Genomic DNA, 14,732 nt, shown 5'->3' on the forward strand with positions numbered 1-14,732 from the left:
CGGACGCCCCATGGAACCCGATCAGGCCCAGGCCCTGGTGGCCGCCCATTTCCGGGAAACCCCGGTCCACTGCCGGCGCATCGTGGCCGGCCGCAACAGCCGGCTTTTCGCCGTGGCCTGCGCCTCGGGGCGGCGCTACGTGGTCAAGTGCTATTGCCAGCCCACGGCCGAGGGGAAATGCCGGCGCGCCAACGAATGGCGCGCCCTGACGTTTCTGCGCGGCCAGGGCATCGACAACGTGCCCGAACCCCTGGCCACCTTTCCCGAGGCCAACGCCTCGGTGCTGGGCTTCCTGGACGGCGTCGCGCCCCTGGCCCCGGGTACTACAGACATCGACGCCCTGGTCGGCTTCCTGAAGCGGCTGCGCCGGGCCGGAGAAACCCCCGAGGCCCGGGAACTGGACCGGGCGGCCGATGCCTGCTTCACCTTGGACGAGGTGGTGGCCGGCCTCGACGGGCGGGTGCGCCGCCTGGCCGCCCTGCCGGCCGGCGACGCCGTCACCCGCGACATGCAGGACTGGCTTGGCGGCGAATTTGCCGCGCGCCGCGACCAGGCCGTGGAGGCGGCCCGGCGCGTGCTGCCCGACGCGCCCCTGCCCCAAGCCCGCCGCGCCTTGAGCCCCTCGGACTTCGGCTTCCACAACGCCCTGCGCGCCCCGGAGGGCCGGCTGCTGTTCGTGGATTTCGAGTATTTCGGCTGGGACGACCCGGCCAAGACCATGGCCGACGTCCTGCTCCACCCCCATCCTGCCATGTGCCTGCCGCCCGAGCTGGCCGGGCGCTTCCGCCGGGGCGCGGGCCGGCTCTACGCCGACGATCCCGGCCTGCCAGCCCGATTTGATTGCCTTTTTCCGCTGTACCGGCTTAAATGGTGCACCATCATGCTCAATGAATTCATCGCGGCCGACCTCCAGCGCCGCCGCTTTGCCGGGGACGACCGGCCCGACGCGGCGGCCATACGCCGCGATCAGCTGCGAAAGGCCGTCGCCCTGCTGCGCCAGGACGCGGCCTGACCCCCAACCGTCCCGGCGGGACGGCCGGACAGCCCGGCCGAACCCCGCCGCGACACAGCCGGCGGCCTCCCGCCCAGGCTCCGAAACGGGAACCAGGGACAGCCGTCAGCGCGAGGATGCGACCTTGGACCAACGATCACGGGAGCTGCGAAAGACGATCATCGAGGTGTTGCACGCGGCGGGGCGCGGCCATGTCGGCCCGTCCCTGTCCCTGGTTGAGATCCTGCGCGTGCTCTACGATTCCGTGCTGCGCTACGACCCGGCCCGGCCCGACGACCCCAACCGGGACCGGTTCATCCTGAGCAAGGGGCACGGCTGTCTGGCCCAGTATGTGCTTTTAAAAGACAAAGGCTTTGTCTCCAAGGACGCCCTGTTCGGCTTTTGCCGCTACGACGGCTGCCTGGGCGGCCATCCCACCGGCGATATCCCCGGCGTGGAGATGGCCACCGGCAGCCTGGGGCACGGCCTGTCCCTGGCCGTGGGCATGGCCCTGGCCGCCCGGATCAACCGGGCGGCCCACCGGGTCTTCGTGCTCCTGGGCGACGGCGAATGCGGCGAGGGCACCATCTGGGAGGCGGCCATGGGGGCCGCCAAGCACGGCCTGGACAACCTGACGGCGCTGGTGGACTACAACAAGCTCCAGTCCTACGGGGACACCGAGGCCGTGTCGGGGCTGGAGCCCTTCGCGGCCAAATGGGCCAGCTTCGGCTTTGCCGTGCGGGAAACCGACGGCCACGACGTGGCCGAGCTGGAAGCGAACCTGGCCGAGCTGCCCTTCACCCGGGGCAAGCCGTCCCTGCTCATCTGCCACACCGTCAAGGGCAAGGGCCTGCCCTTTGCCGAACACAATCCCAAGTGGCACCACAAGACCAAGGTGACCGACGAGGAACTGGCCGACATGGTCTGCTGCATCGAGGGACGCCATGCGTAAAACCTGTCTCGATCACGTCTACAAGCTGGCCTGCCGGGACGAGCGGGTGGTGTTTATCGGCTCCGACCTCGGGGCCGGGGTGCTGGACCAGTTCCGGCGGGAAATGCCCGAACGCTTCTTCATGGAAGGCATCGCCGAGGGGCATGTGGTGGGCATGGCCAGCGGCCTGGCCCACGAGGGCAAGATCGTCTACCTCAACACCATCCAAAGCTTCCTCACCCGGCGCTGTTACGAGCAGATCGTGCTGGACGCCTGCCTGCACAACCTAAACGTCCGCTTCATCGGCAACGGCGGCGGCATGGTCTACGCCCCCCTGGGACCGACCCACTGGGCCACGGAGGACCTCTCCATCCTGCGCGTCATCCCCAACATGACCGTCCTGGTCCCGGCCGACGCCGAGGAAATGGCCCGGCTCATGCCGGCCACCCTGGACCACCGGGGGCCGCTGTTTATCCGGCTGGCCAAGGGCTACGATCCCGTCGTGACCCGGGAGGAGACCTTCGAGATCGGCCGGGCCTACAGCTACCGCGAAGGCGGCGACGCCCTGATCGTCGGCTGCGGCGTGGTCCTTGGCCCCATGCAGGAGGCGGCCAAGCGGCTGGCCGCCCAGGGCGTCGAGGCCGGCGTGCTGCACCTGCCCACCATCAAGCCCCTGGACGCCGAGGCGGTGCTGTCCCGGGCGGCCCGGGCGGCCTGCGTGGTGACGGTGGAGGAAAACACCGTTCTTGGCGGCCTTGGCGGCGCGGTGGCCGAACTCTTGGCCGAAGCCTGCCTGGAGAGGCCCTTGCGCTTCAAACGGATCGGCCTGGAAGACCGTTTTTCCAAGCATTACGGCTCGCAGCAGGACCATTTCGACCGTGTCGGCATCAGCGGGGAAGGCATCGCCGCAGCCGTGCTCGGCCTGCTGGGGCGCGCCCCGAACCGGCCCTGACCACGCCCCAGGCCAAGGGAGAACCGACCATGGGCAAACGCCTGGATTTTTTCACGCCGCTGCATACCCGCACCAAACGGGAATACCTGCCGCGCATGATCGACGACAAAGTCCATTGCATGCGCAAGGCCAAGGAATACGAAGCCGACTACTGGGACGGCGACCGGCGCTACGGCTACGGCGGCTACCGCTACGACGGCCGCTGGCAGCCCCTGGCCCGGCGCGTCATCGACCACTACGGCCTCACCAACGACAGCGCCGTGCTGGACGTGGGCTGCGGCAAGGCCTTCCTGCTCCACGAGCTGCGCGCCCTGCTGCCCGGCATCCGGCTGGCCGGCTGCGACATCTCGCGCCATGCCTTGCGGGAGGCCCCGGAATCGGTCCGGGGTGACCTCTTCCACCACCGCGCCCAGGACCCCCTGCCCTTTGGCGACAAGGCCTTTGATCTCGTGGTGTCCATGGGCTGCCTGCACAACCTGCGCGTTTTCGAACTGTCCACGGCCCTAGGGGAAATCCAGCGCCTGGCCGATAACGCCTATGTCCTGGTGGAGAGCTACCGCGACGAGCAGGAATTGTTCAACCTCCAGTGCTGGGCTTTGACCTGCGAATCCTTTTTCGACGACGCGGAATGGGTCTGGCTCTACGAGCATTTCGGCTACACCGGCGATTACGAATTCATCTACTTCGAGTAGCGGGAGAAGACATGCGACTGTATACGGGGCTCAAGATTTTCCACTACCAGAACAAGCTGGATTCCCTGCCGCAAGACCAGCCCGCGATCCTGCCGCCCATCCACATCCGCATCAAGCCGACCAACGCCTGCAACCACAACTGTTCCTACTGCGCCTACCGGGCCGACAATCTTCAGCTCGGCCAACACATGAACATCCGCGACCGCATCCCTGAAGCCAAGATGGCCGAGATCGTCGAGGACTGCGTGGCCCTGGGCGTCAAGGCCGTGACCTTCAGCGGCGGCGGGGAGCCGCTGTGCTACCCGCACATCGTCAAGACCGCCAACGCCCTGGCCGACGGCGGCGTGGGCATCGCCACCCTGACCAACGGCGCGCTGCTGCAAGGCGCGGCGGCGGACGTGTTCGCCCATCGCGGAGTCTGGGTGCGCCTGTCCATGGACGGCTGGGACGGCCCGAGCTACGCCCGCTACCGCAACGTGCCCGAAACCGAGTTCGCCCGGGTGATGGACAACATCGAGGCCTTCCAGAGGCGCGGCGGCTCCTGCTTTCTCGGAGTGAGCTTCATCGTCGGCCAGGAAAACGCCGACCACGTGTTCGAGATGGGACGCCGCCTCAAGGACGTCGGCGTGGCCAGCCTCAAGTACTCGCCCTGCGTGGTGAGCAACGACGGCCGGGAAAACAACGCCTACCACCTTCCCATCTTCGACAAGGTCAAGGAGCAGACCGCCCGCGCCGCCGCGGAGCTGGCCGACGCGGGGTTTGAAATCTTCGACTCCTACCACCGGCTGGACGAAAAATTCACCAAATCCTACTCCTGGTGCCCCTACCTGCAGATCCTGCCGGTCATCGCGGCCGACCAGCGGGTCTATTCCTGCCAGGACAAGGCCTACAACCTCGATTGCGGCCTGCTCGGCTCCATCCGCGACCGGCGTTTCGCCGACTTCTGGCGCGACGGCAAGGACAAGTTCTTCGCCATCAACCCGGCCCGGGACTGCAACCACCACTGCGTGGCCAACGGCAAAAACCGGCTGGTCCACGAATACCTGGACGCCGACCCCCGGCACCTGCCCTTCGTGTAGCCGCCATGACCGTCGCCTGCCGACTGTGCCGATCCGACCGGGCCGCCCCCCTGCTCGACTTCGGGCCACAGCCCAATTCCATGCGCCTGCTGGCGCGCGCCGACGAGCCCTTCCAGACCCATCCCCTGGTCCTGTGGGCCTGCGCCGCCTGCGGCTTCGTCTTCATCGCCGACCCCATGCCGGCCGACGCCTTCTACACCAGCGTGCAGCAGCCCACCCTGACCTCGCCGCCGCCCCACCTCGACGAGCTGGTACGAGAGATCGCCGCCGCCTGGCCGACCACGGCCCGCATCCTCGACATCGGGGCCAACAACGGCCGGCTGCTGGCCAGCCTGCGCCAGGCCGGCTTTGGCGCGCTGCACGGCGTCGAGCCCTCCGACATGCGGCTGGCGGCCCGGGAACTCGGCCTCGACGTGGCCGGCGGCTACTTCACCAACGCCTGGGCCCGGGATTTCATCGCCGCCCGGGGCCATCCCGATCTGGTCGTGTGCCGCCACGTCATCGAGCACGTCCAGGACCTGGACGACTTCGTGGCCGGGCTGGCCGCGCTCCTGGCCCGGGGCGCCGCCCTCATCCTGGAAACCCCGGACCTTGAGGCCACGGCCGAACGCGGCGACTGCAGCGTCATCTGGGAACAGCACGTCAACTATTTCGACCTCCCCACCTTGGGCCGCCTGCTCGGGCGGCATGGGCTGGCCGTGGCCGACGCCCGCCGGATCGCCTTTGGCGGCGGGTCCCTGCTGTGCCGGATCGCCGCCGGCGACGCCCCGCCGCCGGCCCTCCCGGTCTCCCGGACGGCCCTGGCCGCCAACGTCCTTTACAGCGCGGCGGCCATCGGCGAGCTGGCCGCCGGCCTGCGCGCCAAGGGCAAGCGCCTGGCCGGCTTCGGGGCCGGGGAACGCGGGGCCATGGTCATCAACCTGGCCGGCCTGGGCGGCCTGCTCGACTACGTGGTGGACGACAGCCCCCACAAGGCCGGCCGGTTTCTGCCCGGCAGCCGGCTGCCCATCCTGCCAAGCGAAACCCTGCGCCGCCAGCCAGCGGATTACTGCCTGCTCTTTCCCATGAACGGCAAGGCCGTGGAAACGGCCATCATGGGCCGTTTCGCCGGCCTTACCGAAAACGGCACGGCCTTTATCGAACTGTTCCCGGCCTCGGGCGGCGTCTTGGCCGTCCACGAACCCGGAGCCGGGGCCTAGCGGGACGCGCCATGGACAAAATCATTCTCGTCACCGGCGGCCAGGGCCTGTTCGGCCGCTATTTGCGCGCCGAACTCGGGGAGGCGGGCCGGTATCCGTCGCGGGAAGAGCTCGACGTCACGGACGCGGCCGCCGTGGAAAGACGGCTGGCCCGGGGCGATGTGGACTGGGTCATCAACTGCGCCGGCACGGCCAGGGGCGGGCTGGAAAGCCAGCTGCGGGCCAACGCCCTGGCCGCCGGGGAGCTGGCCCGGGCCTGCGCCGCCCATGGCGCGGGGCTGGTCTTCATCAGCACCGCCCGCGTCTTCGGCCAGGGCGTCGGCCCTTTTGCCGAGGACGATCCGCCGTGCCCGGTCGACGACTACGGCCTGAGCAAATATCTGGGCGAACGGCTGGTGGCCCGCGAACTTCGGGCCGGGCGCTACCGCATCGTGCGCGTCAGCATGGCCCTGGGCCTCAATCCCCGCGCCCCCCACGGCCAGCTCATCCCCCGGCTGCTGGAACTGGCGGCGCGCGGCGAGCCGGTCCGGGCGGCGGCCGACCAGCGCACCTCGGTGGTCCACGCCGCCTGGGCGGCCCGGATGCTGGCCCAATGTTGCCGGGACGACGCGCCAAACGGCGTTGTCCACGTCGCCAGCCGGGACCTCGTGTCCCTGTACGATCTGGCGGCCTACGTCTTTGCCGGGCTGGGCCTGCGCCCCGGCCCCGTGCCGGCCCGGGGCGCGGATTTCCACGCCCCGGGCCTGGCCCCGCCGGCCGACCAGGGGCTGCGCTCCGTCACCTGGCCCGCCTGCGGCGACTGGCGGCAGGCGGCGGACCTGTTCATCTGCGAACGGCTGGCGGCCTGACCGCGCCGGCCCTGGGAAACCCGGACATGACCACGCTTTTAAACGTCCGTCTCGACTACGACTCCGCCGACCGGCTCCCCGAAGCCCGCATCCCGGACCTGCTGGCGGCCCTTGACGCCTGGGCCGGGCCGAACCGGCGCACGGTCGGCGTCTACGGCATGGGACAGGCCGGCCAGATCGTGCGCCGGCTCCTTGAGGGTGATCCCCGGTTCGTCGTGGCCGCCTGTTTCGACGCGCGCGGCCCGGCCCTGGCCGGGAAAGGCGTCCACGCCCCGGACCGGCTGTCCGCCTTTGGCGGCCTGGAACTGCTCATCGACACCACGCCGCCCATCCATCAGCTCGACGTGGCGGCGGCCGTGGGCCGGGCCCTGCCCGGCTGCGACATGCTAAGCCTCTACGATCCCCTGGCCCACATGCACACCGAGCGGCTCTACTATGAATATTGGTGCGCCTGCCTGACCCCGCGCCAGACCACGCCCGAAGCCGCCCGGCTCGGCCAGACGCTGCTTGAGGCCGCCCTGGCGGCCATGCACGGCTGGCACGAGGCGGCCGGCCCGGTCGCCGTGGACCGCCTGCGCCCGATTCTGGCCCAAATGCGCCGCAGCTTCGGCGACCACCTGGAAGCAGAACTGGGCCAGGCCCTGGCCCAGCCCCCGCACCAACGCATCGCCGCCCTGGAGCGCCTGGCCGAAGCCTTCCCCTTTTTCGTCCTGCCCCGGGACGCGGCGGCTACGCAGCTCGTGCAGGACGGCCGGCCCAAGGACGCGGCGGCCCTGTTCGCCCCGGCGCTCACGCGCTATCCCTTTTGCCACCACACCCTGACCAAGGCGGCCGAACTGGCCCTTTTGGCCGACGACGCCGGTCAGGCGGCGGCCTTGCTCGCCCGCGCCGCCGCCGCCATGCCCGGCTCCCGGCGCATCGCGGCCCTTATGCGGGACACGGCTTCGCCCCGGGACGCGGGCCGGGCGCGCCAGCGCGTCCTGAACCGCTGGATGGCCCGCCGCGCACGGCCGATGCCGGCCACGCGCCAGACGCGCCTGCGCATCATCACGCCGGTGTGGGGGGAAGCCTACATCGAGACCTTCATGGAGGTCACCGTGGCCTCGCTGTTGGCCGAGGGCAACCTGCCCCAGGCGGCGGCCGGCCACGACATCGGCTACACCCTGTACACGCGCCAAGCCGACGTGGCCGCCCTGGAGCGCCACCCCAACTACAAGGCCCTCACCGACTGCGTGCCCGTGGACCTGCTGCGCATCGAGGACGTGCTGGCCCAGCCCCAGTGGAGCCACAACCACAAGTACGGCCTGATGTCCCTGCTCCAGACCGACGGCCTGCAACGCGCCCTTGGCGAGGGCGCCCACAGCTTCCTGCTGCTGGCCGACTTCGTGCTGTCCGACCGATTCCTGACCAGCGTCCTGGCCCGGTTGGACCAGGGGGCAAACACGCTGTTTTTCCAAAGCCTGCGCACCTGCGAGGACCAGATGCGCCAGGACCTGGCCACGGGGTTCACCCGGCATGGACGCCTGGCCGTGCCATCCCGGGAGCTGTTTCGCCTGGGGGAGCGCCACCTGCACCCGGCCTACCGCAAGCATTTCCTGCCCGGCCAGGTGATGCGCACCCCCAATTCCCTCTACGCCCGCACCGCTCCTGGCGACGTCATCCAGCACACCTTTGCCCAAAACGCCATGTTCGTCGGCCCCTGCGACGAGAACGTCGAAATCCACCGGACCCTGGACGTCGATCTCGGCTACAACTCCGCCGACGCCGGCCTGGACAACCACCACATCGTTCGGGACAATCGCGACATGCTGTTTTTCGAACTGACCCAGGAACACGAAGAGGCCGCCACCCACTTTCCCGGCACCCCCGACCACAAGGCCTACGCCTATTGGGCCTACCGCCACATGGACCCCCTGAACCGGCATCTGGCCGCCTTTTCCACCCTTTTCACCGCCACCGAAGACCGCCCGGCCTTTGGCCAGGCCGAGCTCGACCTGTCCTGCGCCGTCGCCGGACTGCTCGTCTAAACGCCGCCCCTCGCCATGGCCACACGCACGCTGCTTATCGCCACCGCCAAACACGGACACATCCGGGACGCCCTGAAGGCCGTGGCCGCCGCCGAGCCCCGCTCGCGCCTGTCCCTGCTCCTGCTGGAGCGGGAGCGGGGGCATTTCGAGCCGGACCCCAGGGTGGGCCGACTCCACTATTTCGCCAAGCCCCTGCACCCCCTGTCCCTGCCCCTGGCCCGGGCCCTGGCGGCGGCCAAGCCGGACCATGTCTGCATCGTCTGCGGCCTGTACTACGACCACGACAACGTCGTCGGGGCCGTGGAAACCCTGCTGGCCGCCATGGGACGCCGGGCCCGGGTCTCCCTGTTCGTCCAGCGGGAATTCTGCGACCCGCCGCGCCTGCCGCGCCTGCCCCTGTGGCGGCATCTGCTGACCGCCCTGCTCCACCTCGGCATCGCGGCGGCTCTCCGGCTTCTGGCTCCGCTGACCACGGTCCGGGCCGGCGAAATCTTCTCCACCCGGATCGGCCATCTGGCCTACGACTGCGAAATCTATCTGTGTGAACGGGAGCTTGGCTACCACAAAGGCTGTTTCGACCTGTTCCATCTCAAGGACGGCCAGGCGGCCAACCAGACCCTTTTCGCCCTGTTCGCCCGCCACATGCGCATCACCCCCCTGGCCCGCCACATCCACGAGGCTGTCCGCCGCTACGGCCTGGAGGGCCACGAATTGCACTTGGTCACCCGCCGCCTGGGGACCGCCCGGGACCCGGAGTGCCTCATACCGGCCACCGCCCCCCATATCGCCTTCAGCCCCGGGGAGCACGACCGGGCCGCGCGGGAGATGGCCGCCCTCGGCATTCCCCGGGACCGGCCCTACGTCTGCCTGTTGGGCCGGGACCCGGCCTACCTGGAGTGGCTCAAGCCCCTGGGCAACGACAGCCGGCTCCAGGAACCGCGCAACATCGACATCAACGACTATCTCCCCACCGTCGACGCCCTGGCCGGAGCCGGCTGCACGGTGCTGCGCATGGGCTCCAAGGTCATGGCCGCCCTGGCCACGGACAACCCCCGGGCCATCGACTACGCTAAGCATCCGGCCCGCTCGGATTTCATGGACATCTATCTTTCGGCCACCTGCCGCTTCTTTGTCGGCTCGGGCAGCGGGCTGCAGGAAGTGCCGGTGATTTTCCGCGTCCCCTGCCTGCTCATCAACGGCTTCCAGTTCGAACTGCTCCAGGCCTGCTCGCCGCAAAACATCCTGCTGCCGCAGCTGATCCGCGACAACGAACTGGGACGTATCCTGCGCGTCGATGAAGTGCTGGCCCTGGGCCTGGGAGACTGGGGGGTGGAGCGGTTCGCCGAAAGCACGCGCTATCGGGCGCTGCGCAACACGCCCGAGGAGATCCGGGAGGCGGCCGTGGAAATGCACCGCCGGCTGGAGGGCACCTGGGTCGAAGAGCCCGGCGACGCGGCCTTGCAAAAGCGCTTTTGGGGGCTTTTTACGCCCTCGGTCTACAACAGCTGCTTCGTCGCCCGCATCGGGGCCGATTTTCTGCGCCGCCACGCCCCGGTCCTGCTCCCGGAGGCGGTTGACGGACAGGCTCAGGAATGATTTTTGCTATGTTTTCGCCGCACCAGGAAAAACGCACCAGCCGCCGCCGGCCACCGGACCCGGCCTTGACACGCCATGCGGATACACGCCCTCAACATTCCTTTTGACCGGCTGGCCGAACCCGCCGACCAGGATCTGGCCGCCTTGCGCCACCGGCTCGACGGCCTGCTCGACGGCTTGCCGGAGCCGGCTGGCCAGGCGTCCCGGCGCGTCGCCGTCTACGGCATGAGCCCGGCCGGCCGGCGCATCCGCCGCGACCTGGCCGAAAACCGCCCCCACTGGGACGTCGCCGCCTACGATCTGCGCGGCGCGGCGGCCAGCGACGCCTTTGCCGTCCTGCCCGTCTCCGAGCTGGCTTCGCCGCCGCCCCGGGTCGTCGTCAACTGCGCCCCGCCGCGCGGCGTCCTGGCCTCCACGGCCTGCATCGAACAGGCCGCCCCGGACGCGGACATGATCCTGTGGCACGACCCCCACGAGTACGTCGAAACGGCCCACGACGCCTACGATCTCTATTTCGAGGCCCTCTCCCCCCAGCCCGCTCCCGCCGCCGCGAGCCTGGCCGCGGCCGTGCGCCACAGTTACCTGGCGGCCGCTTCCCGGCAGTGGCGGGAGGCGGCCGCGCCCGAGGGGGAGGGGAGCGACGATCTCGGCCAGACCCTGGACCGGACCCTTTCAGCGATCCTGCGCGACGAGGCCGACGACGACCAGGGCAAAGTCCGGCGGCTGCTGGAACTGGCCGACCGCCATCCTTTTTTCACCATCGCCCGCGACGCCGCCGCCTGCCTGCTGGTGCGCCTTGACCGTCCCGGCCAGGCCGTGGCCGCCCTGGCCCCGGCCGTGCGGCGCTATCCCCATTGCCATCGGACCCTGGCCAAGCTCGCCGAGCTGCACCTGCTGGCCGGGGACCGGGAACAGGCCCGGCAGTGCGCGGCCCGGGCCACGCCCTTGGTGTCCTCGGGTTCCCGGCTGCGCCGGGACTACGAGCTCCTGGCCGCCCAGCCCCGGGAGGCCGTGGCCGGAAAATGGCGCGCCCGCCCCCTGCGCCCGCCCTTGCAGCCGCGCCAGGTCGCCCTGCACTGCGCCGTGCCGGTCTGGGGCGAGGCCTTTGTCGATCTCTTCATGCGGGTGACGCTGCGTTCGCTGTTCGCGCCGGGCAACCTCCCCTACGCCGTCGGGCGCCACCCCGTGCGCTTTACCATCTACACCGACCCCGCCGACGTCGACCGCATCCGGGCTTATCCGGAGTGGCGACGCCTGAACGAACTGGCCGACGTCCGCCTGGAACGCATCGACGACGTCCTGGCCCAGAGCGACGGCCCCGGCGGCAACCGCTACGACCGCATGTCCCGATGCCAGGACCATGCCCTGGCGACGTCAGGCCGGGAAAACCGGTTCACCTTTTTTCCCCTGGCCGATCTCCTGTTCTCGTCGCATTTCCTGCAGCGCGGCCTGGAGTGGCTGGAGGCGGGCTACGACACGATCTTTTTCGCCGGCATGCGCTACGCCAAGGAGCGCCTGCTGCGGGAAGCCGTTCCCCAGCTGTCGCGCGACGACGCCATCATCGCCCCGGCCAAGACCCTTTTTGCCCACGCCGCCAAGGCCATTCACCCCATCTATCAGCGCAAAATCCGCGGCGACCATGCCGAGCTGCATCCCAATTCCTACTTCGCCGCCGACGCCGACGGGAATATTTACCAGCATTTCTTCGCCCCCACCCCCATCTTCATCGCCCCGCAGCCTGCCGCCGTGTCCATCGCCGCCACCCTGGACGCGGATCTCGGCTACAGCGTCACGGACGGGGGCCTGGGCAATTTCCGCTACGTCACGGACACGGCGGACTTCCTGCTGCTGGAGCTCACCAGCGAACACGCCGACACCGGCGAACGGCAGATTCCCGGCCCATGCCCCATGGCGGCCTGCGCCAACTGGCTGCGGCACGCCATCGATCCCGTCAACAAGCTGCTCGGCGCCCACACGGTCATCCTGCGCCAGGCGGACGGCCCGGGACTCGCGCCCGAAGCCCGGCGGCTGGCGCGCCAGGTGCGAAGCCTGCTCCTTTGAGCCAACGCGCCGTGAACACTCCACCACCGCCAAAGGACGAGCCATTCATGCCCTCCCCCACTCCATGCCCTGTCTGCAGCGCCCGGGACGCCGCGCCCTTCCTGCACCGGCCCGACCATTTCCTCAGCATCTTCCTGGCCGACGAGGACATCCCCGGCATCGACGTGGAATTCGCCTTCTGCCCGACCTGCTGCCACATCTTCCTGCGCTCCGCCTACGACAATCCCCGCTACGAGGCCCTGGCCCGCCGGCTCTACCAACGCTACGCCCTGCTCGAGCAGGCCGTGCGCCCCTTTCCCCAGCGCGACCGCCACTATTTGGCGGCCGTGGATTTCTTCGTCCAGGCAGCCGCCCCCGGAGACAAGCCCTTGTCCGTCCTGGACGTGGGCTCCAACCGGGGCGATTTCCTCTTCCTGCTCAAGGAGGCCCTGCCCCGCATCCGGGTCCAGGGCGTGGAGCCCTCGGCCCTGCCCTTCCACGGCGTGCCGACCATCAACCAATGTTTCGAGGATTGCCGGTTCGACGCCCCCTTTGACGTCGTCATCGCCCGGCACGTGGTGGAGCACCTGGCCAGGCCCCACCCCTTCATGGCCCAGGCGGCGCGCTGCCTTCGCGACGACGGGCTGCTGTTTCTCGAAGTGCCCAACCTCCACTACGACCTGCCGCGCGGCATCGAGAACTTCATCCCGGAACACATCCACCACTTTTCCCTGCATTCGCTTAAAACCCTGCTGTCCTGCTCGGGCCTGGAGCTTGTCCACATCGATGACTCCCGGCCCGAGGGCTTGCGCCTGCTGGCCCGCAAGACCCAGGCCCCGGAGGACGCCGCCTGCCGCACGCGCCACGACCTGCCCGAGGCCATGGCCATCGAGCGCCGCCACATCGACGGCTACGCCGCCAAGATCGCCTACTGCGTCGAGCGCATCCGCCAGGCCGTGGAGGCCGGACGCCGGCCGGCCTTCTATGGCTTTGGCAACGTGTTTTTCTGCGTCCTGGCCGAACTGCGAAAACACCTGCCCCCGGGCGTCTTCGAGGCCGCCGGCCCGGTCATTCTCGACGACACGCCCTCCAAGATCGGCAAGGCCTTTCGCGGCATCCCCATCGTCTCCCCGGACCAGGGCCTTGCCCATGGCGATTTCGCCGTCATCGTCTGCACCATGAATCCAAGCCACAAGGAACTCATGCGCCAAAAGGCGGCGGCCCTGGCCGCCGGCCGGGCCATGGTCCTGACCGCCTGGGAAGAGAACGTCTATGTCTAAGCACACGACCCCAAACGACGCCTACCGCATGGACGGCCACAAGCTTTACTGGCACCTCGACCGCGTCCTGGCCTGGCAGCGCGGTGAACCTATCGCCCCGCTGCATATCGATTTCGGCATCACCACGGGCTGCAACTTCGCCTGCCGCTATTGCTACGGCATGTTGCAGGGCCGAAAAGGCAAGAAAAACGCCTTCCATATGCCCCAGGACGCCATCCTGCGCTTTTTCACCGACGCCAAGGCCGTGGGCGTGCGCTCCATCGCGCTTATCGGCGAGGGGGAAAACACCCTCAACCCCGCCCTCTATCCGGCCATCGCCCACGCCGGCCGCATCGACCTCGATCTGAGCCTGGCCACCAACGGCCTGGAGCTGCCCCTTGCCGGCCTGGACGAGGCGCTGTCCGTGCTGCGCTGGATCCGGTTCAACATCAGCGCCGCCTCGCCCGAAGGCTACGCCGCCATCCACGGCGTCGGCCCGGCCGACCACGCCCGGGTGCTGGCCAACATCCGGGCCTGCGTGGAGCGCAAGCGCGCGCTGGGGCTTGGCGTCGCCATCGGCCTGCAGGCCGTGCTGTTGCAAGGCAATCTCCAGGAAGTGGTCCCCCTGGCCCGGCTGGGCCGGGAGCTTGGCGTGGACTATCTGGTCGTCAAACCCTGCTCCGACACCTACGACAGCGCCCTGGGCGCGCCCCTTGACGCCTACGAGCAGCTGGAAACCGATTTCGTCGAAGCCGAAGGCTTCTCGGGCGAGGGCTACAACGTCATCGTCAAGCGCCAGAAAATCGGCAACAAGGGCGTCAAAGCCTACCGGACCTGCTACGGCACGGAGTTCCTGCTGGCCATCAGCGGCAACGGCAACGTCTATCCCTGCGGCCACTGGTTCAAGTACGCCGACGACAAATACCTGATGGGCAACATCATCGAACAGCGTTTTTCCGACATCGTCGCGTCCCAGCGCTACGCCGACGCCCAGCGGGCCATCAAGAACGTCAACGTCAACAGGGACTGCGAAAGCAACTGCCGGCAGCACTACATCAACAACTTCCTGCAGATGCTGGCCGACAAGCCCGACCACATCAACTTCATCTAGGGGAGGA

11 protein-coding genes and 1 pseudogene are annotated in these 14,732 nt (G+C 69.1%); all 12 read left to right on the forward strand.

The window, feature by feature from the left end; translation table 11 throughout:
* Nucleotides 1-10: 10 nt before the first annotated feature.
* Nucleotides 11-1,012, forward strand: coding sequence for an aminoglycoside phosphotransferase family protein (locus C3Y92_RS21640; RefSeq protein WP_235669723.1), 1,002 nt, complete (start codon nt 11-13; stop codon nt 1,010-1,012).
* A gap of 91 nt (nt 1,013-1,103) precedes the next feature.
* Nucleotides 1,104-1,943 (forward strand): annotated as a pseudogene (locus C3Y92_RS20705) (transketolase); the annotation flags it as partial.
* Nucleotides 1,936-2,874 carry a transketolase family protein gene (locus C3Y92_RS20710; protein WP_129356113.1) on the forward strand — a complete coding sequence of 313 codons (939 nt, stop codon included), beginning with the start codon at nt 1,936-1,938 and terminating at the stop codon, nt 2,872-2,874. The pseudogene C3Y92_RS20705 and the gene C3Y92_RS20710, both read left to right, overlap by 8 nt.
* Nucleotides 2,875-2,903: 29 nt before the next feature.
* Nucleotides 2,904-3,566 carry a class I SAM-dependent methyltransferase gene (locus C3Y92_RS20715; protein WP_129356115.1) on the forward strand — a complete coding sequence of 221 codons (663 nt, stop codon included), beginning with the start codon at nt 2,904-2,906 and terminating at the stop codon, nt 3,564-3,566.
* 11 nt (nt 3,567-3,577) lie between these two features.
* Nucleotides 3,578-4,645 (forward strand): radical SAM protein, encoded by a 1,068-nt coding sequence (locus tag C3Y92_RS20720; RefSeq protein WP_129356117.1) that lies wholly within the window; start codon nt 3,578-3,580, stop codon nt 4,643-4,645.
* Between the two features lie 5 nt (nt 4,646-4,650).
* Entirely contained in the window at nt 4,651-5,844 is a 1,194-nt protein-coding gene (locus C3Y92_RS20725) for a class I SAM-dependent methyltransferase (protein WP_129356119.1), read from the forward strand.
* 11 nt (nt 5,845-5,855) lie between these two features.
* Entirely contained in the window at nt 5,856-6,692 is an 837-nt protein-coding gene (locus C3Y92_RS20730; RefSeq protein ID WP_129356121.1) for an SDR family oxidoreductase, read from the forward strand.
* 26 nt (nt 6,693-6,718) lie between these two features.
* Nucleotides 6,719-8,719, forward strand: a complete 2,001-nt coding sequence (locus C3Y92_RS20735) for a hypothetical protein (protein ID WP_129356123.1) — start codon at nt 6,719-6,721, stop codon at nt 8,717-8,719.
* A gap of 15 nt (nt 8,720-8,734) precedes the next feature.
* Nucleotides 8,735-10,315, forward strand: coding sequence for a TIGR04372 family glycosyltransferase (locus tag C3Y92_RS20740; protein WP_129356125.1), 1,581 nt, complete (start codon nt 8,735-8,737; stop codon nt 10,313-10,315).
* 75 nt (nt 10,316-10,390) lie between these two features.
* The gene (locus C3Y92_RS21230; protein ID WP_165352188.1) at nt 10,391-12,376 is read left to right on the forward strand and encodes a hypothetical protein; all 1,986 of its coding nucleotides are present in this window, start codon (nt 10,391-10,393) and stop codon (nt 12,374-12,376) included.
* Between the two features lie 47 nt (nt 12,377-12,423).
* Nucleotides 12,424-13,635 carry a class I SAM-dependent methyltransferase gene (locus C3Y92_RS21235; protein ID WP_165352189.1) on the forward strand — a complete coding sequence of 404 codons (1,212 nt, stop codon included), beginning with the start codon at nt 12,424-12,426 and terminating at the stop codon, nt 13,633-13,635.
* On the forward strand, nt 13,628-14,725 hold the full coding sequence (locus C3Y92_RS20750) for a radical SAM/SPASM domain-containing protein (RefSeq protein WP_129356127.1): 1,098 nt from the start codon (nt 13,628-13,630) through the stop codon (nt 14,723-14,725). Before C3Y92_RS21235 ends, C3Y92_RS20750 begins: the two co-directional genes overlap by 8 nt.
* Nucleotides 14,726-14,732 lie beyond the last annotated feature (7 nt).

Source organism: Solidesulfovibrio carbinolicus (assembly GCF_004135975.1).
GTDB lineage: Bacteria > Desulfobacterota > Desulfovibrionia > Desulfovibrionales > Desulfovibrionaceae > Solidesulfovibrio > Solidesulfovibrio carbinolicus.

Bases quoted from the DNA above. Each gene is read 5' to 3' on its own strand.
- C3Y92_RS20730 (WP_129356121.1), top strand. From the start codon at position 5,856: ATGGACAAAATCATTCTCGTCACCGGCGGCCAGGGCCTGTTCGGCCGC.
- C3Y92_RS21235 (WP_165352189.1), top strand. From the start codon at position 12,424: ATGCCCTCCCCCACTCCATGCCCTGTCTGCAGCGCCCGGGACGCCGCG.
- C3Y92_RS21230 (WP_165352188.1), top strand. From the start codon at position 10,391: ATGCGGATACACGCCCTCAACATTCCTTTTGACCGGCTGGCCGAACCC.
- C3Y92_RS21640 (WP_235669723.1), top strand. From the start codon at position 11: ATGGAACCCGATCAGGCCCAGGCCCTGGTGGCCGCCCATTTCCGGGAA.
- C3Y92_RS20740 (WP_129356125.1), top strand. From the start codon at position 8,735: ATGGCCACACGCACGCTGCTTATCGCCACCGCCAAACACGGACACATC.
- C3Y92_RS20750 (WP_129356127.1), top strand. From the start codon at position 13,628: ATGTCTAAGCACACGACCCCAAACGACGCCTACCGCATGGACGGCCAC.
- C3Y92_RS20735 (WP_129356123.1), top strand. From the start codon at position 6,719: ATGACCACGCTTTTAAACGTCCGTCTCGACTACGACTCCGCCGACCGG.
- C3Y92_RS20720 (WP_129356117.1), top strand. From the start codon at position 3,578: ATGCGACTGTATACGGGGCTCAAGATTTTCCACTACCAGAACAAGCTG.
- C3Y92_RS20710 (WP_129356113.1), top strand. From the start codon at position 1,936: ATGCGTAAAACCTGTCTCGATCACGTCTACAAGCTGGCCTGCCGGGAC.
- C3Y92_RS20715 (WP_129356115.1), top strand. From the start codon at position 2,904: ATGGGCAAACGCCTGGATTTTTTCACGCCGCTGCATACCCGCACCAAA.
- C3Y92_RS20725 (WP_129356119.1), top strand. From the start codon at position 4,651: ATGACCGTCGCCTGCCGACTGTGCCGATCCGACCGGGCCGCCCCCCTG.